Below are 21,761 nucleotides of genomic sequence, written 5' to 3' on the forward strand. Positions count from 1 at the left end.
CGGCCGGGGAGGGTTCCCCGGCCGGGCCGCCCGTCGCCGGCGTGGCGTGGGTGTTTCACGCCGGCGGTCCTGGGAGGCGGTACGCGGCGGTGGTCAGCCGAGCAGCGTTCCGCCGGTGGCGTCGACGAACGACCCGGTGATCCAGCGGGCTTCGTCGGTCGCGAGGAAAGCCACCACATCGGCGATGTCCTCCGGCTCTCCGACCCGGTTGAAGGCGGACAGCGCCGCCATCTGTTCGACTGCCTCGGGGATGTCGAACACCGGGTTTCCGTTGCGGGTGATGCCGGGGGCCACGGAGTTGATGGTGATGTTCCGCGGGCCCAGGGACTTCGCGAAGTGCAGGGCGAGCTGTTCGAGTGCGCCCTTGCTCATCGCGTACGCGATCTCCTCCGGGTTCGCGAACCGGGTCAGGCCGGAGGAGATGTTGATGATCCGGCCGCCGTCGGGCATGTTCCGCAGCGCCCGCCGGATCAGGAAGAACGGGGCCTTGGCGTTGACCGCGAAGATCCGGTCGAAGTGCTCGGGGGTGATCTCGGCGGCGCTGGTGCCGCCCATCACCCCCGCGTTGTTGACCAGGACGTGCAGGTCGGTGCTGCCCGTGCGGTCCAGCAGCCCCTCCTCCAGGCCGGCGAAGAGGCCCTCGACGTCCCCGTCGACGCCGAGTTCGGCGCGGATCGCGAAGGCGCGGCCGCCGTCCCGCTCGACCGAGGCGACGACCTCGTGGGCGGCCGCCTCCTCGGTGGCGTAGTGGACGGCGACGAGGGCGCCCTCCTGCGCGAGCCGCGCCGCGACCGCGCGGCCCATGCCCCGGCTGGACCCGGTGACCAGCGCGGTGCGGCCGGTGAGCCGTTCCGTGCCGTTCCTCCGCTTCGTCACCGCCGCCGCCGCCGTCGCCGTCGCCGTCGCCCGTGACGGCACCGGCTCCGATGGCGCCGCCGACGGCGCGGGCAGGTGTGCCCGGTCGGCGGCCGGGCGGGCGGTACGGGGCTGCGCGGGCCCGAACCACCGTTCCAAGGCGGCCGTGAGGCCCGCTTCGCCGGCGCCGTCCGACCAGCCGACGTAGCCGTCCGGCCGGATCAGCAGCGCGCCGCCGGCACCGGCCGCGCCGGGGTCGGGGGTGGCCGTGGCGAGGCGCACCCGGTCCGCCCAGGGCCGCGCCGCGGCGCGCAGCTGCTCCCGGCGGGCCTCGTCGCCCGGCGGGAGGAGCAGCAGCCCCTGCCCCGGGCGCAGCAGCTCGAAGGTGGTGGTCGGGCCGTCGCCGCAGACCGCGCCGGCCTGCGGGGCGCGCAGCCCCGGCAGCGCACCGCCGCCGGGCCCCGCCCCGTAGCGCACGTCGAGGCCGCTGACGGCTCCGGCGAGGTGGGTGCGTACGTCCTCGTGTCCGGTGAGTTCCGCGAAGACCTCCCGGACGGCGTCGACCTCGGGGCCGCCGAGCAGCAGCAGCGCCTGGGTCCTGACGTTGCTCTGGACGGCCTGTCCGACGGCGTGCCGTTCCTCGTGGTAGCTGTCGAGCAGTGCCTCGCTGCCGTGTCCGGCCAGCAGCGCGGCGAGCTTCCAGCCGAGGTTGAAGGCGTCCTGGAGGCCGAGGTTGAGGGCCTGGCCCCCGACGGGCAGCTGCTGGTGCGCGGCGTCCCCGGCGAGCAGGAGCCGGCCGCGGCGGTACTGCGCCGCCTGCCGGGAGGCGTCGCCGAAGGAGTTGACCCACTGCGGGGTGCCGGAGCCGATGTCCTCGCCGGTGATGCGCTTCCAGGTGTCGGCGACCTCCTGGAAGGTGGGCCGTCCGGCGCGCGGCGCGGTCCCGAACTCGTGCACCATGACGCGGGTGATCCCGTCGGGGCGCCGGGCGGCGATGACGAGGCCCTGCTCCAGGCGTTCGAAGCGGCGGGCGGGGATGTCGATGCCCGCGACGTCGGCGCGCAGCAGTTCCCGGCCGGCGTCGGTGCCGGGGAACGCGAAGCCGCCCAGCCGGCGCACGGCGCTGTTCTCGCCGTCGCAGCCGACCGCGTACGCGCCCCGTACGGTGAGCCGCGTCCCGTCGTCGGTGCGCACGTCGGCGACGACCCCGTCCGCGGTGGCGGTCAGCCCGGTCAGTTCGTGCCCGCGCCAGATGTCGGCGCCGAGGCCGGCCGCCCACGCCGCGAGCACTTCCTCCAGGCGGGTCTGCGGGACCTTCCACTGGCCCGGGTAGGGCGAGGGGAGGCGGAGGTCGAGGGGGATCCCGCCGAAGTGGCCGGCGAGGTCGTGCGGGATCTCGTCCAGCGGGTCCAGCCGGTCCAGCAGGCCGCGGGTGTCGAGGATCTCCATGGTGCGGGCGTGCAGGGTGGAGGCCCGCGATTCGGTGGTCGGCGCGGTGAGCTTTTCGAGGACCACCACGTCCGCGCCCGCCAGCCGCAGCTCCCCGGCGAGCAGCAGCCCCACCGGTCCCGCGCCCACCACGATCACCTGGGTGTCGGTGTAGTCCCCAGCCATGATCAGTCCCTGTTCTTCTCGGCGTGGGCCTTCGCATGGCCCAGCGTGGCCAGGCTGTTGGTGCTCAGCGCCGTGCGCACGTACTGCCGGGCGTCCTCGACCCTGGCCCCCTCGCCGAGCACCGCGGCGATGTTCGCGGTGTTCAGGGTCACCGTGTGCTGCGAGGACGCGGCCACGCCCGCGGCGTTCTCGGTGAAGGTCCAGTACCCGGTGTGCAGGGTCATCAGGGCCGGGAGGGCGGTCTGCTTGTAGGCGATCCGGGTGTGCGGGAAGGTGACCCGGTAGGACTTGGTGGTGTGCAGCGACCCGTCCTTCGCGCGGGTGTCCATCTCCAGTTCCTGGAGTCCTGGGGTGTCCTCGGTCAGCCGTACGGTCGCCACGTGCGGCAGCCTTTCGGGCCACCGGCCGGCCTCGTTGACGAAGTCGTAGACGTCCTTCGCCGAGCCGTCGACCTGGACCGTGTCCTCGAAGGAGAACGTCAGCTCCTCGGCGGCGTGGGCCAGCTCCAGGTTGGTCTTCAGCGCCGCGAGTTCGGAGCGGGAGTTGCGGTCGACGGCCTCGTCGATCCACGCGAGGCGGGCGGGGTCGTCGTCCACGGCCCGGTAGTCGTGCAGCAGCCTGACCCGCGACTCGTCGGCGGACAGCGCCTCGATCACCCAGGCGCCGCCCATCGCGGCGACCGGCGGGGCCGGGAGTTCCTGGCGGAAGGTGATGCGCAGGGCCTCGGGGTCCAGGGTGCGGCGGGAGGTCCAGTTCTTGGCCTCGCCGTTGGCGGTGGCCCAGATGCGGATGTGCTCCTCGCCCACGCCTTCGGCGATGTGGTCGACGTAGATGGTCGGAGGGAAGATCCGGGGCCAGTTCCGGACCTCGGCGATCAAGCGGTAGACGGCGGTGGCCGGGGCCGAGACCGTGATCTCGTGCTCGACTTCGCGCAGGCCGGGCTGCGACATGCTGGTGGCTCCTTGGGGCTCGGGCCGGTTGGGGCGGTGCGGGATCAGAAGTTGCCGAGGCCGCCGCAGACGTTGAGGGCCTGCGAGGTGATGGAGGCGGCGGTGTCGGAGGCCAGGTAGCCGACGAGACCGGCGACTTCCTCGGGGGTGGAGTACCGGCCGAGGGGGATCTTGGCCTGGAACTTCTCGAGGATGGCGGCCTCGGTGGAGCCGTAGGCGGCGGCGTACCCCTGCCGCACGCGCTGCGCCATCGGCGTCTCCACGTACCCCGGGCACACGGCGTTGACGGTGATCCCGGTGGGGGCGAGTTCGTTGCCGAGCGCCTTGGTGAAGCCGACCACGCCGTGTTTGGAGGCGGAGTAGGGGGCACCGAGCACGACGCCCTGCTTGCCGGCGGTGGAGGCGATGTTGATGATGCGGCCGCGGTTCTTCTCGCGCAGGCCGCCGGTGGTCAGCGCCTCGCGGGTGACCCGGAAGACGCTGTTGAGGTTGGTGTCGATGACGTCGTGCCACAGCTCGTCGTCGATGTCGGCGGTGACGCCGCCGCCGGAGCGGCCGGCGTTGTTGACGACGACGTCGATGGGGCCGAAGCGGTCGACGGCGGCCTGGATCCAGGCGCGGACCTCGTCGGTGGAGCGGACGTCGACCACGGCCCCGGAGACGTCGAGGCCCTCGTCCTGGAGCTGCTTGACGGTCGCGGCGACGTTGTCGGCGCTGCGGGCACCGATGAACACCCGGTGGTCCTGGGCGGCCAGCAGCCGGGCGACGGCCAGGCCGATCCCGCTGGTGGCACCGGTGACGACGGCGACCTTCCGGTCCTGATCCGACATGTGTCTGTTCTCCAAGGGAAGCTGGGTCAAATCCGGGTGGGGGCGGCGGCCGCCGCCGGTACGGAGGCGGTCGGCCGCCGCGGAGGCGATCTGTCTACGCGTCGACGAGCGCCGCGGCCCGAAGGCTCTCGTTGACGGTCGCGATCAGCGCGCGGGGCGTGCTGTTGTCGGCGAACACGTCGTCGTCCAGGGTGATCGCGAACTCGCGCTCGATCCGGCCGCCGGTCTCCAGCAGTGCCAGCGACTCGTAGCCCAGGGACTCGAAGTCGGTGTCGAGGATGTCGCCGTCGAGGTCGATCTCCTCGTCGGCGCCGGCGCCGTCCAGGAGGATGCGCTTGAGGTCGTCGATGGTGAACTCGGTCTTGGACAAGGTGGGTCCCTTCGTGGGTGGCCGCATCCGGCGGATCCGGCGGGGTGGCGGGGAAGGCGCCCGGCGCCGTCAGGGGGAGGTGACGGCGGCGGGCGCCGGCTGGGGGCCGTCAGTCGACGGCGCGGACGACCACCGCGGAGTTGAAGCCGCCGCGGCCGCGGGCGAGGACCACGGCGGTGCGCACCGAGGCGGTCCTCGGGCGTACGGCGACCAGGTCGAGGTCGTAGGCGGGCGACAGCTCCACATTGGTGGTCGGCGGAATCAGGCCCTCCCGCATGGCGAGCACCGCCGAGACGACGTCCACCGGCGCGGCGCCCGCGCCCAGCCGTCCGGTCGTCGTCTTGGGGGCCGTGACGGGCACGCCGCGCGGGCCGAACACGCCGGTGATGGCCTCGGCCTCCTCGCGGTCGAGCCGTTTGGTGCCCGCGGCGTCGGCGAAGACCACGTCGACCTCGGCGGGGTGGCAGCCGGCGTCGGTGAGCGCCGTGTCGATGGCCCGGCGCAGGCCCGGCTCGCGTCCGCTGCCGGGCCGGGGGTCGAAGGTCGCCCCGTATCCGGCGAGCTCGCCGTAGACGGTGCGGGCGCCGCGGGCGCGGGCGCTGTCCTCGTCCTCCAGGACGAGCAGGGCGCCGCCCTCCCCCGGTACGTAGCCGGTCGCGGCTTCGTCGAAGGGCAGGTAGGCGCGCTCCGGTTCGGTGCCGGCGGACATCAGGCCGCCGGCGAGCTGGGCCGCCCAGCCCCAGGAGGAGACCGGGGCGTCGAATCCGCCGGCGGCGGTCAGTCTGCCGCCCGCGCGGATCTGGCGCCGGGCGTGCGCGAGGGCGTCGAGGCCGCCGGCGTGGTCGCTGACGACGACGCCGCAGGGCCCGTACAGGCCGTGGCGGATGGAGATCTGTCCGCTGTTGGCGGCGTAGAACCAGGCGAAGGACTGGTAGGCGCTGACGTGGTTGGCGCCCTGGCTCCAGAGCTTGCGCAGTTCGTTGCCGCCGAACTCGACGCCGCCGGAGCCGGCCGCGGTGACCACGCCCATGCGGTACGGGTCGATGTCCCCCGACGCCACTCCCGCGTCGGCGAAGGCGTGGTCGGCAGCGGCCAGGGCCAGCTGGGTGACCCGGTCGGTCTGCGGTACGAGCCGTCCCGGCAGGTGCTCCTTGGCGTCGAAGCCGTGGATCTCGCCCGCCAGCCGGGAGGGGTAGGAGGCGGCGTCGAAGCGGGTGACGGGGCCGATCGCGTTCTTGCCGATCCGGGTCGCCGCCCAGAAGTCCTCCACGCCGAGCCCGCTGGGGGCGGCCACCCCGATGCCGGTGACCAGGGTCCTGGCACTCATGCGGTCCTCCTGTCGGGGCGGGTCAGCACCATCGCGCTGTGGAAACCGCCGAATCCGCTGCCCACGGTGAGGACGGCGTCCGTACGGTGCTGCCGCGCGCGGAGCGGGACGTAGTCGAGGTCGCACTCGGGGTCGGGGGTGCGCAGGTTCGCGGTGGGCGGCACCACGTGGTGCCGCATCGCGAGGACCGAGGCGGCGATCTCCATCGAGCCGACCGATCCGAGCGAGTGCCCGATCATCGACTTGATGGAGCTCATCGGGATCCGGTAGGCGTGGTCGCCGAGGGCCAGCTTGTAGGCGGCCGTCTCGTGCAGGTCGTTCTGCCGGGTGCCGGAGCCGTGGGCGCTGACGTAGTCGACGTCGGCGGGGTGCAGGCCCGCCGCGTGCAGGGCGACCGTGACGGCTTCCGCCAGCTCGCGCCCGTCGGGGCGCAGGCCGGTCATGTGGAAGGCGCTGGACCGGGCGGCGTGTCCGGCGATCTCGGCGTAGACGTGCGCGCCGCGCCGCCGGGCGGCCGCCAGTTCCTCCAGGACGAACACCGCGGCGCCCTCGCCGAGGACGAAACCCTTGCGGGAGGCGTCGAAGGGGCGGGAGGCGGTGCCCGGTTCGTCGTTGTACGTGGTCGTCGCCTTGATGGCGTCGAAGCAGGCCAGGGTGATCGGGGTGATCGGCGCGTCCGTGGCGCCGGTGACCATGACGTCGGCGCTGCCCTCGCGGATCAGGTCCGCGGCGTGCGCGACCGAGTCGATCCCCGAGGTGCAGCCGGTGGAGACCGTGGTCACGGGGCCCTCCGCGCCGACGGCCCAGGCCACCTCGGCGGCGAAGGAGCTCGGCACGAAGTGGTCGTAGAGGCCGGGCGAGGCGTAGGTGTGGTCGACCACGCCGAGCCGGCCGTCGTGGCTCACGGCGCGGTACTCGCGGTCGAGCGCGCCCGGGGCGCCGACGCCGGTGCCCAGGCTGACACCGGTGCGGTGCGGGTCGAGCCCGGTGAGGGCCAGCCCGCTGTCGGCGAACGCCTCGCGCGCCGCCACCACGGCGAACTGGGCGGCGCGGTCCATCCGGCAGATCTCCCGCGGCGTCAGCCCGTGCGCCCGCGGGTCGAAGTCGGCCTCGGCCGCCACCCGGGAGCGGAACCCCGAGGCGTCGAAGAGGGTGATCTGCCGCGTCGCGGTGCGCCCTGCGCTCAGCAGGCGCCAGAAGGCGCCGGTGCCGGTGCCTCCCGGCGCCAGCACTCCGACCCCCGTGATCACTACCCGGCGAGCCACCGGTACGGCCCTCCCCTCGTGTCGGCGTGGCGGCGGTTCACTCCGACGCCGTCCAGTCGTAGAAGCGGGTGGCCATGGCGTCGGCCGGGGTGCGCCAGGTCGCCGGGTCGTACGGCTGGATGAACGGCAGCAGGTCATGGCTGATCTTCATGAAGCGGGGGTCGTTGCGGGATTCCTGGATGCGCTGGCCGCCGTCGTCCTCGGCGAAGTCCTGGAGGTGGAAGTAGAGGCCCTTGTACATGAACAGCCGGCGGCGCAGGGTGCCCATCCGCTCGGGCATGTCGGTCTTGTCGAACTCGGCGAACAGGCGGGCCACTTGATCGCTCGACATGCTGTCCATCCGGGCCACGATCAGGTTGCTGTGCGTCATCTGGTCTCTCTCTTCCGTGCGTCGGGGGGTCAGGGGTGGTACAGCCGGATGAAGTCCGCGACGCCGTCGGCGATCAGCGCGTCGGCCTCGGCGCGCGGCACGGGCAGGGCGCCGAGGAAGGAACGCTGGACCACGCCGGAGGGGACCAGCAGGATGAAACGTTCCGCCGCCTGGTCGGCGTCGGGGATGTCGAGCAGCCCGCGGGCCGCGACGCCCCGGAGCCTGCGGGCCAGCGCCCGACGGGCCTGGCGGGGGCCGGCCGCCTGCCACTTCTCGACGGCTTCGGCCGGCAGCCGGGCCACCTCGGCGCTGACGTGGCGGACGATGGCGAAGTGCTCGCGGAAGGCCTCCAGCGGCGCCAGCCAGGCCCGGCCCAGCGCGATGAGGTCCTGCTCCAGGTCGGTGATCTCCGCCGGGCAGCTCTCGGCGACCGCCGCGAGCGCGGCCGCCACCGAGCCGGAGCTGTCCAGCAGCACACCCACCAGCAGCTGCTCGTGGTCGGGGAAGCAGCGCCGCACGGTGTCCGCCGGGACGCCCGCCTCGACGGCCGTCGCCTCGGCGGTGCAGCGTCTCCAGCCCTCGCGGGCCAGTACGGTGCGGGCCGCCCGGACGATGGAGCGACGCTCGTCGGCCGCTTCGTCCGGCGGCCGGGAGGTGCGCTCAAGGGTGGCCGACGTCGCTCGCGGCAGGGGCATGTCCGGGTTCCTCCTCGTGACGTGCTCGACCGGCCGGCGGGTCCGCCGGCCGGCAAATGGTGCGGGGCGCGTCAGGGAGTGCCGAACCAGCGCTCCAGCGTCATGGGCAGGTCGTGGTGGCTGCCGGGCGCTGCCCAGGCCACGTAGCCGTCGGGCCGGATCAGCAGGGCCGTGGTGTCGCGCAGTTCCGCGTCCGCCGGCACCCCCCGCGGCTTCGCGGTGACGATGTCGACCCGGTCGGCCCAGGGCGCGGCCCGCTGCCGCAGCCGCGCGTTGTCCGCGAGGTCGAGGAGCACACCGCGGGCGGGGTGCAGCAGTTCCGTGCTGGAGGCCGCGGCGCCCGGGCCGGCCAGCTCCAGGCGCGGCATGCGCCGGCCCAGCAGCGGGTGGCTGCCCCTGCCGACGTCGTAGCTGATCTCCAGGCCGCTCACCATGGCGGCGAGGTGGCGCGCCACGTCCTCGTACGCCATCAGTTCCCCGAGCGTGTCGCGCAGCGGCTGCACCTCGGCGCCGCTGAGGAACAGCAGTCCCTGGGCGCGGGTGTTCATCAGCAGCCGGCGGCCGACCGGGTGCCGCTCGCCGTGGTAGGTGTCGAGCAGGGCCGGCGGGGCGTGGCCGCGTACCTCGGCGGCGAGCTTCCAGCCCAGGTTGACGGCGTCCTGGATGCCGGTGTTCATGCCCTGGCCGCCGGCCGGAAGGTGGATGTGGGCCGCGTCGCCGGCCAGCAGCACCCGCCCGCGCCGGTACTCGGTGGCCTGCCGGGCCGCGTCGCCGAAGGCGCTGACCCACACCGGCTCGGCGGCGGATATGTCGTCGCCGGTCAGCCGCTGCCAGGCTGCGGCGACCTCCTCGAAGGGCGGCGGGCCCTCACGCCGGCGCGGCGGTGTGCCGCGTTCGCAGACGATGATCCGGGTGACGCCGCCGGGCAGCGGGCCCACCATCACCATGCCGCCCGGCAGACTCTCGCCGATCATGCGGGGCTTGAGGTCGACGCCCTTGATGTCGGCGAGGTACATCTCCATCGTGGCGGCCGTGCCGGGGAAGTCGAACCCGGCCGCCTTGCGCACGGTGCTGCGCCCGCCGTCGCAGCCCACCAGGTAGCCGGCGCGCAGGGTGTGCGTCCCGCCGGGGCCGCGCACCCCCACCTCGACGCCGTCGCCGTCGTCGCGCACCGAGAGCACCTCGTGACCGCGCCGGAGGTCGGCCCCCAGGCCGGTGGCCCATTCCTCCAGGCGGGTCTCGGTGAGGGACTGCGGCACCGCCTTGGCGGCGCGGCAGGTGGTTTCCCCGAGCACGCCGAAGTCCAGGGGCAGGCCGCCGAAGTGGCCGAGCGTGCTGGTCTCGAGCTCGCCGAAGCGGGCCAGGAGGCCGCGCTGGTCGAAGGTCTCCAGGGTGCGGGCGGTGAAGCCGAGGCCGCGCGACTCCCCCGTACGCCGTTCCAGCCGTTCCAGCACGACGACGTGGACTCCCGCGAGGCGCAGTTCGCCGGCGAGCATCATTCCCGTGGGTCCCGCGCCGACGACGATGACCGGTGCGTCCATCACGTCTCCTTGAATTCGCCTCCGGAGACAGTGCACCGGATCTTGACTACAAGGTTCTTCGGATGCGAACGGGCATTCAATGGCGGTGGATTCAGGACTCGGTCAGGTTCCACAAGAGCCGGTCCACAGCCTTGGCGGACGGCCAAGAGCACGTCAAGGACAGGTCAGGGGCACGGCCCCGGACCCCTGCGCGGGCGGTGTGGTCAGCGGCGCGCGGCGCGGCGGCTGAAGCAGGAACGGACGTCGTTCTCGTTGTAGTACGTGCGCCCGGCCCGGTTGCGGCGGCGCCACCGCTCCTCGCTCGCCAGCCGGTAGACGGTGCCCATGGGCACCTGCCACAGCTGCGCGATGTCGGCCCCGGCCAGCCAGCGTTCGGTGACCGGCGCGGCGGCGCCTTCGTCCGCCGGCCGCGCGGAGTCCATGGAGTCGCTCAGCTCGCTCCACCGGTCGCTGGTCCAGCGGTGCCCCGGATCGGTGTCGCACGCGATCGCGGGACCGGCGGCCCGCTCCCCCGCCCGGCCGGCGAAGGCGAGGGCTCCGGCGCAGCCGGGCTCGGGGCAGGCGCCCAGCCGGATGCTGCGGGCGGGGTCGGGGAAGGCCGCGCGGCGCCCGGCCCGTACCAGGCGGGCGATTTCCTCGCTGGCCTCGGCTGCGGCCGGATGCGCCGCGAGCCAGTCGGTGTGGCGCAGCAGGAAGGCGGTGAGGGCGGGAGCGGTACGGGGCGGCGCGGCGAGTCCGCGCTGCTGGGCGACCAGGCCGCTCCACGATCCGAGGACGGAGACGATGCGGGCCCGTACGTCGGCGGCGGCGGCGTTGAACGGCAGGCCCGGCAGGTCACCGCCGGTGGTGCGCTCGCGCAGGCTGCCGGGGGCGCCGCCGCCGAGGATCCGGCCGCATTCGGCGTGCAGGTGCGCCAGTTCGGCGAGCCCCGCGGTGAAGTGGTCCCGGCACCGGCGGCACAGCCGGGTGCCCGCGGACGTGCGCCGCCGGGTGCCGCCGCCGCGGCAGCCCTCGCCGTGGCACAGAGCCGTCACCGTCATGTCGTTCCCCCTTCTGCTCGTGCGCCGGTCCGTGTCCTGTCGCGGACCGGGGTCAGCCCTGGCCGAACCGGAACCCGACGCCGCGGACCGTGATGATCCAGCCGGCGCCGATCTTGTTGCGCAACGTGCTGACGTGCGTGTCGACGGTCCGGCGCGACCAGGAGTCGCCCCAGACCCGCTCCATCAGGAGTTTGCGCGGGATGACGGTGCCGGGGTGGGAGGCCAGGAGGTAGAGCATGTCGAACTCCTTGCGGGTGGTCTCGACGGGCTCTCCGTTCAAGGTGACCTCGCGGGTCCCCGCGTCGATCCGCAGCGGTCCGGCGGTGATGGCGGCGGCCATCGGGCGCGGCGGGCGCGCACGGCGCATGACCGCCTCCATCCGGGCCATCAGTTCGCGGAAGCCGTACGGCTTGACCAGGTAGTCGTCCGCGCCGGCCTGCAGGCCGAGCACGCGGTCCAGTTCGCTGCCCCGGGCGGTCACCGCGATCACGGCGATCTCGTGGGCTGCGCGGATCCCCCGGCAGACCTCCAGCCCGTCCAGGTCCGGGAGTTCCAGGTCGAGCAGGACGAGGTCGGCGTCGGTGTAGCTGCGCAGGGCCTCGCTGCCGGTGGCGACGATGTCGACCTCGTGCCCGTGGCGGCGCAGACCGCGCGCCAGGGTCTCGGCCTCGACCGCGTTGCTCTCGACGATGAGAATGCGCCACAGCGCCGACTGGGCGGGTCCGCTCGGCTGCGTTCTCAGACCCTCCGCCAGGGAGTGCCCTCCGTTCACTCCCGCAGCGACCGTGTGAGGTTCCAGTACAGCCATGGAACGCTGGTTCATCTGCCCCCCGTCCTCAAGCTCAGTTGAGTCAACGTCAACGAACATACAAACCGCTTCGTCGGTTTGTCAAAGATCTGATTACCCCTCAAACCCTGCCGAGACACGCCACAAAGGGGTTAAAGGGGGTGGGGAGACCAGCGAACTCCACTGGCTTCCCCGATAACCCACTCACCTTGCCGGAGCGCGAACCGCTGGACAATACCAACGAGACGGTTTAATAAGGGAGTAACTGTCATAGGAGCAAGCGTGATGAAACAGGAGCGCGCCCTCCGGACCCGCCAGGCGCTGATCAAGTCGGCTGCCACGGTGTTCGGACGGCGCGGATACGCGGAGGCGACGCTGAACATGATCAGCGCGGGAGCGGGAGTGACCCCGGGCGCCTTGCACTTCCACTTCGAGAACAAGGCGGCGGTGGCGGCCGCGGTCGAATCCGCGGCGGCCGGCTGCCTGCGCACGGTGGCCCACGAGGTCTACGCGCGCCGGACCTCGGCCCTCCAGGCCCTAGCCGACAGCTCGCTGGCCCTCGCCCACGCGCTCCTCTCCGACGTGGTGGCCCGGGCCGGCTTCCAGCTCGGCCACGAGGCCCTGTACCCGACCGTGTACGACCTGCGCGAGGAATGGCACGCCTACGTCCGCCGGCTGCTCAAGGAGGCGGACGCCGAGGACACGCTGCTGCCCGGCCTGTGCCGGCGGCACACCGCCGCGATGGTCGTCGCGGCGACCATCGGCTTCGAGCTACTGGGCCGGGACGACCCCCAGTGGCTCTCCCCGCGTACCCTGACCGGCTTCTGGCAGGTGCTCCTGCCCTGCCTGGCCGACCCGGAGGCGCTGCGCGAACTCGACCTCTGAGGCATCTCCACGGGCGCTCTGAGAGCGCTCCGAACGGCTTCCCGAGCCCCGCCTCGGACGGGGGCGGGGTTCACACCGAACGCAGCGCCCGGCCCGGCTCACCCGCGTACTGCCGCGCCGGCCCGAGGAGCGCCGCGCTCTCGCGCCCGAGCAGCTCGCGGACGTGGCGGCGCGCCGACGCCAGGTCCGTACCCGGCCCCAGCACCCGCTCCACCGCGCGCCCGTCCAGCAGGACGGTGTGCCGGGACACCACCGTGCACCCGGCCCCCGGTTCGGGCAGCACCGACCACTCGCCGGTGTGCGCGGCCAGCAAGGGGTGCGGCCGGGTCTGCTTGTGGACGATGCGTCCGGCCGCCGGGAAGCACACCCGTACCGACTCGGTGGTGTACGCGCGGCCGTCGCCGTTCATCCGGACCACGGCGGCGCGCTGTACGCCGGGCCGCTCCTCGGTGGCCTCGGCGCGGACGACGTCCGCGACCCGGCCGGTCCAGGAGCCCACGCCGTACAGGAGGTCCAGGAGCCGCTCGTCGGGCCCGGGCAGCCGCACGCGGTCCTCGAAGGTCAGCAGCAGCCCGTCCAGCGCCGTCCAGCGCTCGGCGGCCGCCCTGAGTCCGTCCAGTGCGGCGCGGGCGCCCCGTCCGGCGGCGGCGAGCGCCCGGTCCGTCCGCGCCGTCCCGGCCCCCGAGACGGTCGTCTCCTGCTCCAGCGTCAGCCTCGACCAGCCGGGCGCCAGTTCCGTGACGCTCAGAACGCCGGTCACGGAGGTGAACGGGGCCTGCGGATCCTCCTGGCGGAAGCCGGCCCGCAGCGCCCCCGCGTCGAGGGTCCGGCGCCACCGCGACGACGCCACGGCGCCGTCCTCGGGGGCGGACCACAGGCAGAACCGGTCCCGGTCGCCGTCGGCGTCCAGCGGCTCCACGTGCAGGGCGTCCGGCAGGAACAGCGGCCAGTGGGTGGTGTCGGCGACCAGTGCGTACAGGACGCCGGCCGGGGCGGCGGCGTCGACCGCGCACGACACCCGGTGTGCTCGCCCGAAAGACATCGGACACCTCCTCCAACGCTTGACGCAGACCATGTCCGACGCCGCCGGAATCCCGCCGGAGCCGTGCCGGAGTCCCGCTGGAGGATCACACGGCGGCGCGGGCGCCCAGCACGCTGTTGACGAGGGCGAGGTAGCGCCGCGGGGTGTCGGCCAGTTCGAGCAGCTCACCGTCCAGCAGGATGTCGAACTTCCGCTCGATGTAGCCGGTGGTCTGCAGGACGGAGAGACAGTCGTAGCCGAGTTCCATCCAGTAGAGGTCGAGGGCGTCCTCGTCCAGTACGACGCCTTCCTCCTCGCCTCCCCAGAACCGCAGGACGCGGGACAGGTCGGTGAGCTCCAGCCGGTCCATGGCCTACCTTTCTCCTCCTGCGGGAGCGGTCCGCCGCCCCCGCGGCCCGACGCGGCGCGCCGGGCCGAGCAGAGTCTGGCCGCGCGCGCTCAAACCCTCCTTGAGCGCGCGTGCGGCGCCGCTCGAGCAGCGCCGCCCCGTGCGGCGGCCGTGCGGCGGCCGTGCGGGTCAGGCCGCGTACAGGTCGAAGGTCGAAGTGCGGCGCGGGCCCGCGACCACGTCCAGGGCCGGGTCCACCCGCAGCATCGCCTGGTGCAGGCGCTGGAGCTGGTGCGAGGGCTCCACGCCCAGGTCGTCGATGAGCCGGGTGCGCAGCCGGCGGTAGACGTCCAGCGCGGTGGCCTGCCGGCCCGACCGGTACAGCGCCACCATGGCCTGGGAGTGCAGGCCCTCGTGCTGCGGGTGCCGGGCCATCAGTTCGGCGAGTTCCGCGAGCAGTTCGGTGTGCCGCCCCAGTCGCAGGTCCACGTCGATGCGCCGCTCGGTGGTCACCAGCCGGCTCTCCGCCAGCCGCAGCACCTCGATCTCCAGGACCGGTCCGACCCGTACGTCGACCAGCGCCGGCCCCTCCCACAGTGCGAGCGCCTTGCGCAGCAGGTCGGCCGCGCGCTCGTCGTCCCCGGCCTCGAAGGCGCTCTGGCCGCCGGCCACGAGGCTCTCGTACGCGTGGACGTCCACGCTCTCGGGCGGGATCTGGAGCAAGTAGCCGCCGTGCCGGGTGGTGAGCACGTCCTTGGCCGAGCCGGGGCCGCCGGGACCCATGGCCGTCCCGAGGCGCCGGCGCAGCTGGAGGATGTACGTCTGCAGCGTGGTGAGCGCGCTCTGCGGCGGTTCGGTGCCCCAGATCTCTTCCATGAGGGTGGGGATCGGCGCCACCTTGCCGGGGTGGAGCGCGAGGAGCGCCAGGATCTGGCGCGGCTTGCCCGCCGTAGGAACGATCGATCCCCCGTTGACTTCGGCATTCAACGGACCCAGAACCTGAATCTTCACGGTCTCCCGTCTCCCCTCCGGAATGGGTCGAGATGCTCACGGCTGTCAGCATTCGACGCGAGCACGGTAGCGGCGCGGTGTGCGGTGTCCCCGAAATCTCGAGCCGCTGTCGAGCGGCGCTCCGCGGGCGGTGGGCCGGCCCGTCAGCCCGCCGGGACCAGCCGCTTGCGCGCCGGGCGCGCCGTCTCCTCCTGCGCGTCGGCGGCTTCGGGGTCGGCCAGCAGGATCGACCGCTGGAGCGCGCGCAGCGCGCCCGAGGGTTCGATGCCCAGTTCCTCGACGAGGTTGGTGCGCAGCCGCTGGTAGGCGGTGAGCGCTTCGCCGCGGCGGCCGGAACGGTGCAGGGCGAGCATGAACTGGCCGTGCAGGTTCTCGTGGGTGCGGTAACGGCTGGCCAGCACGGTCAGTTCGGCGAGCAGTTCCCGGTGCCGGCCCAGCCGCAGGTCCGCCTCGATGCGCCGGTCGAGGGCGCACAGCCGGGTCTCCTCCAGCCGCCAGGTCTCCATGTCCAGCTGCACGCCGCCCGTCACGTCGGCGAACGCGGGCCCGGACCACAGGGCCAGCGCCTCGCGCAGCAGCCGCGCCGCGCCGCGGTGGTCGCCGGCGTCCATGGCCCGGTAGCCGAGGCCCGCGAGCCGGTCGAACTCGCGGACGTCGCTGGTGCCGCCGGCGCTGTTCAGCTGGTAGCCGCCGGGCAGCGTGAGCAGGACGTCCTTGGCGGTGCGGGTACGGTCGCCGCCTTGTTCCAGTGCCGCGGTGATGAGGGTGCGCAGCTGGAGCACGTACGTCTGCAGGGTGGTGCGGGCGCTGCGCGGCGGTTCGCCGCCCCACAGCTCCTCGATCAGCGCGGTCACCGGGACCACCCGGTCGGCGTGCAGCGCGAGCAGCGCCAGGACCTGCCGGGGCTTGGCGGCGGTCGGGGTGATGGATGTGCCGTTCTCCCGTACCGCCAGTGCGCCCAGTACTTCGATGTCCACGACGTGCTCCCCCTGCTTGGTCCTGGATGCTTCCTTGAGTCCCACTGGAATGAGGAAAAAACAGCATCGCCGGTTTGTCAATACCAGACCGTTCGTACTGTTTCGTTCGAGACAGTGTCTTGAATTGCCTCAACTGGCTTCCGACCTGCGACTCTTCCCTTCGGGAGGCCTCTCGGCACCGCTGGGGCCCACAAAAAAATCCCCTCGGGGCGAAGCCCGAGGGGAGGCGGAAGTGCCCCGGAACCGACCGCGTGGTCCGGTCACGGTCCGGCGACGGGAGCGGGGAGGCGCACCGGGGCAGGCCTCAGGAGGCGCGGGCGGACCGGACGGAGGACGGCGCGCCCGACCCGCCGGCCGTCACGTCACCGAGCCGGTGCCGGGCCGTCAACTGGGGCAGCATCAGCCCCCAGTAACGGGTGAGCGAGGACCGCGAGGACCACTCGCGCCGGTCGGCCCCGAGCACCTCGAAGCCGACGATCGCCGCCACGACGGCCGCGGCGGCATCCTGCGGCGACACCCCGTCGGCCAGCAGCCCTTCGGCCGCCGCCTCCCGGAACATGGCCTCGACCCAGCGCTGCCACTGCCGGCGTACCGCCCAGCCGCGCTCGCGGCCCACCGCCGAACGGGCGCCGTTGCCCGCGACCAGCCCGAAGGCCGCGCTGACGACGGCGTCCCGGGCCAGCACGGCGACCAGTTCGTGGGTCGAATCGATCAGGGTCTGGAGGGAGTTGCCCGCGGCGAGCCGGGAGACGGTGATCCTCCGCAGGGATTCCGCCGCCCGGTCGACCACCGCGTCGGCCAGGGCGGACTTGCTCCCGAAGTGGAAGTGCAGCCCGCCCGTGCTGACTCCGGCCCGCCTGCTGATGTTGGCGATGGAGGCGGTCTCGTACCCCTCCTCCGCGAACACCTCTGCGGCGGCACGGACCAGACTTTCGCGCGTACGGGCCGCGCGCTCCTGCTTCACCATGGCATCTCCACAAACCGTATCAGCGGTTTGCCCCGGGGAACGTGTGGATCGTGATCGCGGCCGGGCCGGCCGGCCCGGCTTCCGGCCCGGCCGGCTCGGCCGGATCAGGGAACCACCGCTTCCACGGCCGGGGCCTGCGTCGCCTCCGCCTCTTCCCCGAGGGACAGTTCCAATTCCCGGATCTCCGCCACGACCCGGTCCCCCCGGTCGGCCGCCATGTCCAGGCGGGCGAGCACCGCGGGAGTCGCGATGCTGGGGTAGATGTGCTGGTAGAGCGAGGCCACCCGGTATTCGAGGTCCGCCCGGCCGGTCAGCGTCTGGGAGTAGAGCTGCACGCCGGCCCAGCCGGCGGAGATGATCCAGGCGGCTTCCGCGGGTTCCACGTGCGGGAGCAGTTCGCCCTGGGCCTTCGCCTGCGCCAGCCGCTGTTCGGTGACGTCGATCCAGGCGGGCACCGATCCGCCGCCGAAGATCTCCCGCATGTCGGGCCCCAGGGACAGCCGCGCGCCGGCACTGAGCATGGGGTGGCGCCGCATCCGGTGGCCGAGCACCATGCCGACGTCGAAGAGTTCCTGGAGCTTGCTCTCGCGCGGGGGGACACCGCCTTCGGCCATCTGCTCGTCGAGTACGCCCTGCGCCAGTTCCTGCTTCGAGGAGAAGTGGAAGTACAGCGCACCCTTGGTGACGCCCGCCCGGGCGAGGATGTCCGCGATCGTCGCCGCCTCGTAGCCCCGCTCGTCGAAGACGGCGGCCGCCGCCTCCAAGATTGCGCGCCGCGTGCGGACCGCACGCTCTTGCCGTGCCACGATGCCTCCGATGGTGTGTGGGAAAACCGACCAAGGGGCTCTCTACGGAGATCCCCCTCTCCCCCACCTTAAAAAGAACCAGAAGGTCCGTATTTTATCAACCCCAAGAAGGTAACAACCTGGAGTTGGAGGCGCTTTCACCGTGCCGTCTCCTCCCGTCGACTCGGTTCACACGGCGACGGGCCACCCTCTTCCGGGCCCGGACCCCTATCCGTACCGTTGAAGAAAATACTAAACCGCTTGATCGGTTTGTTCACGGCCTGCCGAGTCACGGCCCGGCGCCGCCGCCGAGGTCGCCGGAACCGTTCTTCGCAGGCGGCAGGGGGTACGGACATTTGCCGTGGGCACCCCCGCGCAGTGCGCCCCAATGAGCGGAACACTGCCTCCCACTTGGGACGGGACCTCCGGGTCCCACGCAGTGCGATCAGTTCGTAACGTGCCTGGTAGGGGTCGGGATGGGGGGCTCCAGCGGCACGTTCGGCGCACCCCCGCGGCCCGGGCCATGTAACAACTGGGCGTCCGAACTACCTTGCAAACAAAACCGGAGAGTACGTATCTTGCGTGATCAGGAGAGCGCCCCAACCGTCGTCACGACTCTGTGGAGAGGTCAATGACCCTGCTGACGTTCCAGACCGACGCCCAGGTGCAGCCCCTGTCTGGAACAGGGGCACCTTGGGCGCGCTGCAACGACCTTCCAGAGCTCACGAGCACGGTACCGAGGGAATACGTCCACCGGAGTTCCGTCGCGGAGGTGTTCCTGACCGGTTACCGGCGCATAGGTGACGACCTCTTCCTGCTCAACGGCCAGTGGCCCCGCGCCCACACCTTCTTCACCACCGCCGACGGCATGAGCCACGACCCGGTCCAGGCCGGCGAGACCATCCGCCAGGCCGGGCTGCTGCTGTGCCACGCCGAGTACGGCGTACCGCTCGGGCACAACGCCCTGCTGTGGAACCTCGGCTTCAAGACCGATCCCGCGCAGCTGTTCATAGGAACCCGCCCCACCGACCTGGAACTGATCGCCTCCTGCCGGGACTTCGGCTGGAAGGGCAACCGGTTCTCCGGCTTCCTGGAGGTGAGCGTCCGCCGCGACGGCCGGGTGACGGCCACCGGCACCGCGTTCTTCAGCTTCGTCCCGCCGGCGGTCTACAGACGGTTGCGCGGCGAATGCACCAGCAGCGCCGCGGCGCCCGTGCCGCGGGCGACACCGATCCCCGCGGTCCAGGCCGGCCGGATCCTGCCGATCGACGTCGTCCTCGCCCCCGCCGAGGGCCCGGACCGCTGGCTGCTCAGCCCGCACCTGAGCCACCCGATCCTGTTCGAGCACGCCAACGACCACCACCCCGCGATGGTCCTGATCGAGGCGGCCCGGCAGGCCGCGTACAGCACCTTCGCGACCGACTCGTTCAGCCTCACGGGCATCGAGTCGTCCTTCCTCAACTACGCCGAACTCGACGCCCCGTGCTGGATCGAGACCGAGGTGGCCCCTTCATCGGACCCCGGCGTCCGCACGGTGCAGGTGGTCGGCCGTCAGGGCGACGTGAAGGTCTTCGAGGCCCTGGTCACCGGTACGGTGTCGGTCGCCGCCGGATCCGGGTCCGGCATCCTGCCCCCGGCCGCCTTCCCCGCCGCACCGGTCACCGCACCGGCGCTCGCCGCCCTCTGATCCCGGTACCAGGCGGCGTACCGCTCGAACGCCTCCGCCAGTCGCGGTCCCGGCCCGGCCCCCACCAGCTTCCACAGCCGCCCGCTGTCGTACCAGTGGTCGACGGCGAGCAGCGAGAGCCTGCGGCGTACCAGCGGATTGTCCGCGCCGCCCAGCAGCGCCAGCGCCTCCTCCAGGGTGACCTCGCCCTCCGGCAGCGGCAGGTCCAGCGCCCGGGCGACGGCGGTGACCAGCTCCCGGCAGCTCACGGGTTCCGGGTGGGAGGCGTGCAGCACCTGTCCGGCGGGCAGTCCGGGCAGCCGGGCCAGGTCCGCCACCGCCCCGGCCAAGGCGTCCACCGAGATCATCGACATCCGCGCCCGGCCGCCGTCCACCCAGTGCGGGAGCCGGCCCACCAGGTCCGCGACCGCGGGGATCACCCAGGTGTCCCCGCGGCCGTAGACCAGGTGCGGCCGCAGTACGGTGCCGCCCGCCGCGAGGACCAGCCGCTCGCCTGCCAGCCGGGTGATGCTGGTCGAGGAGGACGGCTCCTCCGCCAGGACCCCCTCTGCCGCGCCCCGGTGCGGCTCGTCCCGGTACACGGCTGCGGTGCCGAGGTGCACGAAGCGCCGTACGCCCGCCCGCGCCGCCTCGGCCAGCAGGGCCCGGGTGCCTTCGGTGTTGACCGCCCGGCACTCCTCCTGCGTTCCGCCGATCCGGGCCGCGAGGTGCACGACGGTGGTGACGCCGTCGCAGATCCCGCGCAGCGAGGCCGGGTCGGTGAGGTCGCCGGTGACGCTCTCCACGGCCGGTGCGCCGGCGCCGTCCCCGGGCGTGGGCCGGCGGTGGGTGAACAGCCGCAGCAGGGGGGCGTCCGGGCCCGTGGACCGCAGCCGCTGCGTCACGTGGGAGCCGACGAAACCGGTGCCGCCCGTCACGAGGATCCGTTCGGGTATCAACGACAGCCTTTCGCCGGGGAGCTGGGGTTCTCGTCCTGTCATACCCCATGCCCGGCCCGACGATCACCTGGCCGCGAGAAAGTAGGCTGAGAATATGACCAGCTCAACTCCCCGTCTGACGCCGGTGACCCCCGATAACTTCGATGCCGTGTGCGCGATCCGGCTCCACGCGCATCAGGAGCACTTCGTCTCCCCTGTCCTGAAATCGCTTGCCGAGGCGTACGTTCACGGGCCGCTCGCCTGGCCGCGGGCCGTCGTCGACGGGGACGAGGTGGTGGGGTTCGTCATGGCGTTCCTGGACTTCCCGTGGGACGGGAACCCGGCCGACCGGCGCTCGGGCCTGTGGCGCCTGAACGTCTCCGCCGACCACCAGGGCAAGGGGTACGGGCGCTTCGCGGTCGGGGCCGTCGCCGAGGAGATCCGCCGCTCGGGCGGATCGCGCCTCTACGTCACCTGGCACCCGGGGGAGGGCGGTCCCGAGCCGTTCTACCTCGGGCTCGGTTTCCGCACCACGGGCGAACTCAGCGGCGGCCAGCGGGTGGGTGTCCTCGACCTGCCGCCGTCCGCGTAGCGGCGGCTCGCCGGCGCACGGCCCGCTACGGGGCGGCAGACCCGGCCAGGTGGTGGGCCACGAGGGCGTTGGCGTGGCCGTGCCCCAGTCCGTGCTCTGCCTTCAGCCAGGAGACCAGTTCCGTGTGCTTGCTCAGCGGGGAGGTCCACAGCAGCTCCTGCCATTGCGCGATCGGGCGGCCGTACTTCCGCTCGATCGAGGGGAAGTAGCTCGCGGGCCCCTTCACCGGGGCGCTCACGCCGTCACCGGCCGGTAGGTGCAGACGTTCACGCCCGTGGACCCGGTGACCACCGAGACCGGCTCCGGCGTGCGCAGGCCGCCGTCCTGCGGGAAGACGAACTTTATGCCGCCGAGCAGCACCGGCATGACGACGAGCCGCAGTTCGTCGACCAGGCCCCCGCTCGGCAGGCTCCGGACGAGGGTCGGGCTGCCCATGACGACCACGTCGCCCCCGTCGGCCGCGCGCAGCTCCCCGATCCGGGCGACGGCCTCGGCGGCCGGGACGAGCCGGGTGTTCTCCCAGGTCAGTTCGGCTTCGCCGAGCGTGCCGGACACCACGTACTTGGGCAGCGAGTTCATCCGGTCGGCGAAGGGGTCGCCGGCCCGCTCGGGCCACGCCGCGGCCTTCGTCTGCCGCGTCCGGCGCCCGAACAGCAGCGCATCGGCGGCGGCCAGGGTGTCGGTGAAGGGACCGCCGACCACCTCGGGGTCGAAGAACGGGTGCGACCAGCCGCCGTGGCCGAAGCCGCCGTCACCGGCCGGTCCGGCGCTCACGGCGGCCAGCCACCCGAGGCCCAGCGCGCCGCAGGTGACGGCCAGGACGGAGGCGGCCGAGGCCATGAAGCCGCCGACCACGGCCACGGGGACGGGCCGGGAGGTCACGGCCCGGCCGCGCCGGCCGCGGGCGGCGACACTGCGGCCCAGGG

At 73.0% G+C, this 21,761-nt stretch carries 22 protein-coding genes and 1 pseudogene; 3 read left to right on the top strand and 20 right to left on the bottom strand.

Annotated features, from left to right (window positions below; all coding sequences use genetic code 11):
• Positions 1-93: 93 nt before the first annotated feature.
• From ACWGH1_RS24100 to ACWGH1_RS24150, 11 genes are all read right to left on the bottom strand, one after another.
• On the bottom strand, positions 94-2,469 hold the full coding sequence (locus tag ACWGH1_RS24100; RefSeq protein WP_453356400.1) for an SDR family oxidoreductase: 2,376 nt from the start codon (positions 2,467-2,469) through the stop codon (positions 94-96).
• A 2-nt stretch (positions 2,470-2,471) separates the two neighbouring features.
• Positions 2,472-3,419, bottom strand: a complete 948-nt coding sequence (locus ACWGH1_RS24105) for an aromatase/cyclase (RefSeq protein WP_453356401.1) — start codon at positions 3,417-3,419, stop codon at positions 2,472-2,474.
• A 44-nt stretch (positions 3,420-3,463) separates the two neighbouring features.
• Complete coding sequence (gene fabG / locus ACWGH1_RS24110) at positions 3,464-4,249, bottom strand: 3-oxoacyl-ACP reductase FabG (protein ID WP_453356402.1); 786 nt, start codon at positions 4,247-4,249, stop codon at positions 3,464-3,466.
• 94 nt (positions 4,250-4,343) lie between these two features.
• Entirely contained in the window at positions 4,344-4,619 is a 276-nt protein-coding gene (locus ACWGH1_RS24115; RefSeq protein ID WP_453408993.1) for an acyl carrier protein, read from the bottom strand.
• A 109-nt stretch (positions 4,620-4,728) separates the two neighbouring features.
• Positions 4,729-5,946, bottom strand: a complete 1,218-nt coding sequence (locus ACWGH1_RS24120) for a ketosynthase chain-length factor (protein WP_453408994.1) — start codon at positions 5,944-5,946, stop codon at positions 4,729-4,731.
• Positions 5,943-7,211 (bottom strand): beta-ketoacyl-[acyl-carrier-protein] synthase family protein, encoded by a 1,269-nt coding sequence (locus ACWGH1_RS24125; RefSeq protein ID WP_453351544.1) that lies wholly within the window; start codon positions 7,209-7,211, stop codon positions 5,943-5,945. Before ACWGH1_RS24125 ends, ACWGH1_RS24120 begins: the two co-directional genes overlap by 4 nt.
• 37 nt (positions 7,212-7,248) lie before the next feature.
• A complete protein-coding gene (locus ACWGH1_RS24130) occupies positions 7,249-7,581 on the bottom strand; it encodes a TcmI family type II polyketide cyclase (RefSeq protein ID WP_453351545.1) in 333 nt (110 codons plus the stop codon).
• A 29-nt stretch (positions 7,582-7,610) separates the two neighbouring features.
• Positions 7,611-8,276, bottom strand: a complete 666-nt coding sequence (locus ACWGH1_RS24135) for a TetR/AcrR family transcriptional regulator C-terminal domain-containing protein (RefSeq protein ID WP_453351546.1) — start codon at positions 8,274-8,276, stop codon at positions 7,611-7,613.
• 71 nt (positions 8,277-8,347) lie between these two features.
• A complete protein-coding gene (locus ACWGH1_RS24140; protein ID WP_453351547.1) occupies positions 8,348-9,817 on the bottom strand; it encodes an FAD-dependent monooxygenase in 1,470 nt (489 codons plus the stop codon).
• A 203-nt stretch (positions 9,818-10,020) separates the two neighbouring features.
• Positions 10,021-10,857, bottom strand: coding sequence for a hypothetical protein (locus ACWGH1_RS24145; protein WP_453351548.1), 837 nt, complete (start codon positions 10,855-10,857; stop codon positions 10,021-10,023).
• A 52-nt stretch (positions 10,858-10,909) separates the two neighbouring features.
• The gene (locus ACWGH1_RS24150) at positions 10,910-11,680 is read right to left on the bottom strand and encodes a response regulator transcription factor (RefSeq protein ID WP_453351549.1); all 771 of its coding nucleotides are present in this window, start codon (positions 11,678-11,680) and stop codon (positions 10,910-10,912) included.
• A gap of 249 nt (positions 11,681-11,929) precedes the next feature.
• On the opposite strand from ACWGH1_RS24150, the gene ACWGH1_RS24155 reads away from it, so the two are divergent.
• Positions 11,930-12,529: a ScbR family autoregulator-binding transcription factor gene (locus tag ACWGH1_RS24155; protein ID WP_453351550.1), complete on the top strand. Its 600-nt coding sequence runs from the start codon at positions 11,930-11,932 to the stop codon at positions 12,527-12,529.
• Positions 12,530-12,599: 70 nt separating this feature from the next.
• On the opposite strand, the gene ACWGH1_RS24160 is transcribed toward ACWGH1_RS24155, so the two are convergent.
• The 6 genes from ACWGH1_RS24160 to ACWGH1_RS24185 all read right to left on the bottom strand — a co-directional run bounded on the left by ACWGH1_RS24160 (position 12,600) and on the right by ACWGH1_RS24185 (position 17,660).
• A complete protein-coding gene (locus ACWGH1_RS24160) occupies positions 12,600-13,571 on the bottom strand; it encodes a cyclase (RefSeq protein WP_453351551.1) in 972 nt (323 codons plus the stop codon).
• A gap of 85 nt (positions 13,572-13,656) precedes the next feature.
• Positions 13,657-13,920 (bottom strand): acyl carrier protein, encoded by a 264-nt coding sequence (locus tag ACWGH1_RS24165; RefSeq protein ID WP_453351552.1) that lies wholly within the window; start codon positions 13,918-13,920, stop codon positions 13,657-13,659.
• A gap of 168 nt (positions 13,921-14,088) precedes the next feature.
• Complete coding sequence (locus tag ACWGH1_RS24170; protein ID WP_453351553.1) at positions 14,089-14,910, bottom strand: AfsR/SARP family transcriptional regulator; 822 nt, start codon at positions 14,908-14,910, stop codon at positions 14,089-14,091.
• A gap of 143 nt (positions 14,911-15,053) precedes the next feature.
• A complete protein-coding gene (locus ACWGH1_RS24175; protein ID WP_453351554.1) occupies positions 15,054-15,887 on the bottom strand; it encodes an AfsR/SARP family transcriptional regulator in 834 nt (277 codons plus the stop codon).
• 304 nt (positions 15,888-16,191) lie between these two features.
• Positions 16,192-16,854, bottom strand: coding sequence for a ScbR family autoregulator-binding transcription factor (locus ACWGH1_RS24180; RefSeq protein ID WP_453351555.1), 663 nt, complete (start codon positions 16,852-16,854; stop codon positions 16,192-16,194).
• Between the two features lie 104 nt (positions 16,855-16,958).
• A complete protein-coding gene (locus ACWGH1_RS24185; RefSeq protein WP_453351556.1) occupies positions 16,959-17,660 on the bottom strand; it encodes a ScbR family autoregulator-binding transcription factor in 702 nt (233 codons plus the stop codon).
• Positions 17,661-18,270: 610 nt separating this feature from the next.
• Here ACWGH1_RS24185 and ACWGH1_RS24190 point away from each other — a divergent pair.
• Positions 18,271-19,326: a ScbA/BarX family gamma-butyrolactone biosynthesis protein gene (locus ACWGH1_RS24190; protein ID WP_453351557.1), complete on the top strand. Its 1,056-nt coding sequence runs from the start codon at positions 18,271-18,273 to the stop codon at positions 19,324-19,326.
• Between the two features lie 407 nt (positions 19,327-19,733).
• Here ACWGH1_RS24190 and ACWGH1_RS24195 read toward each other — a convergent pair.
• Positions 19,734-20,306 (bottom strand): annotated as a pseudogene (locus tag ACWGH1_RS24195) (NAD-dependent epimerase/dehydratase family protein); the annotation flags it as partial.
• 52 nt (positions 20,307-20,358) lie between these two features.
• Between ACWGH1_RS24195 and ACWGH1_RS24200 the strand changes: the two are divergent.
• On the top strand, positions 20,359-20,835 hold the full coding sequence (locus ACWGH1_RS24200) for a GNAT family N-acetyltransferase (protein ID WP_453351558.1): 477 nt from the start codon (positions 20,359-20,361) through the stop codon (positions 20,833-20,835).
• 25 nt (positions 20,836-20,860) lie between these two features.
• On the opposite strand, the gene ACWGH1_RS24205 is transcribed toward ACWGH1_RS24200, so the two are convergent.
• Both ACWGH1_RS24205 and ACWGH1_RS24210 read right to left on the bottom strand, forming a co-directional pair.
• Positions 20,861-21,073, bottom strand: coding sequence for a DUF4287 domain-containing protein (locus ACWGH1_RS24205; protein ID WP_453351559.1), 213 nt, complete (start codon positions 21,071-21,073; stop codon positions 20,861-20,863).
• Complete coding sequence (locus ACWGH1_RS24210) at positions 21,070-21,717, bottom strand: dihydrofolate reductase family protein (RefSeq protein ID WP_453351560.1); 648 nt, start codon at positions 21,715-21,717, stop codon at positions 21,070-21,072. The genes ACWGH1_RS24205 and ACWGH1_RS24210 overlap by 4 nt, the downstream gene beginning before the upstream one ends.
• Positions 21,718-21,761: the final 44 nt, after the last annotated feature.

It is taken from the genome of Streptomyces sp. NPDC054883, from assembly GCF_053610645.1.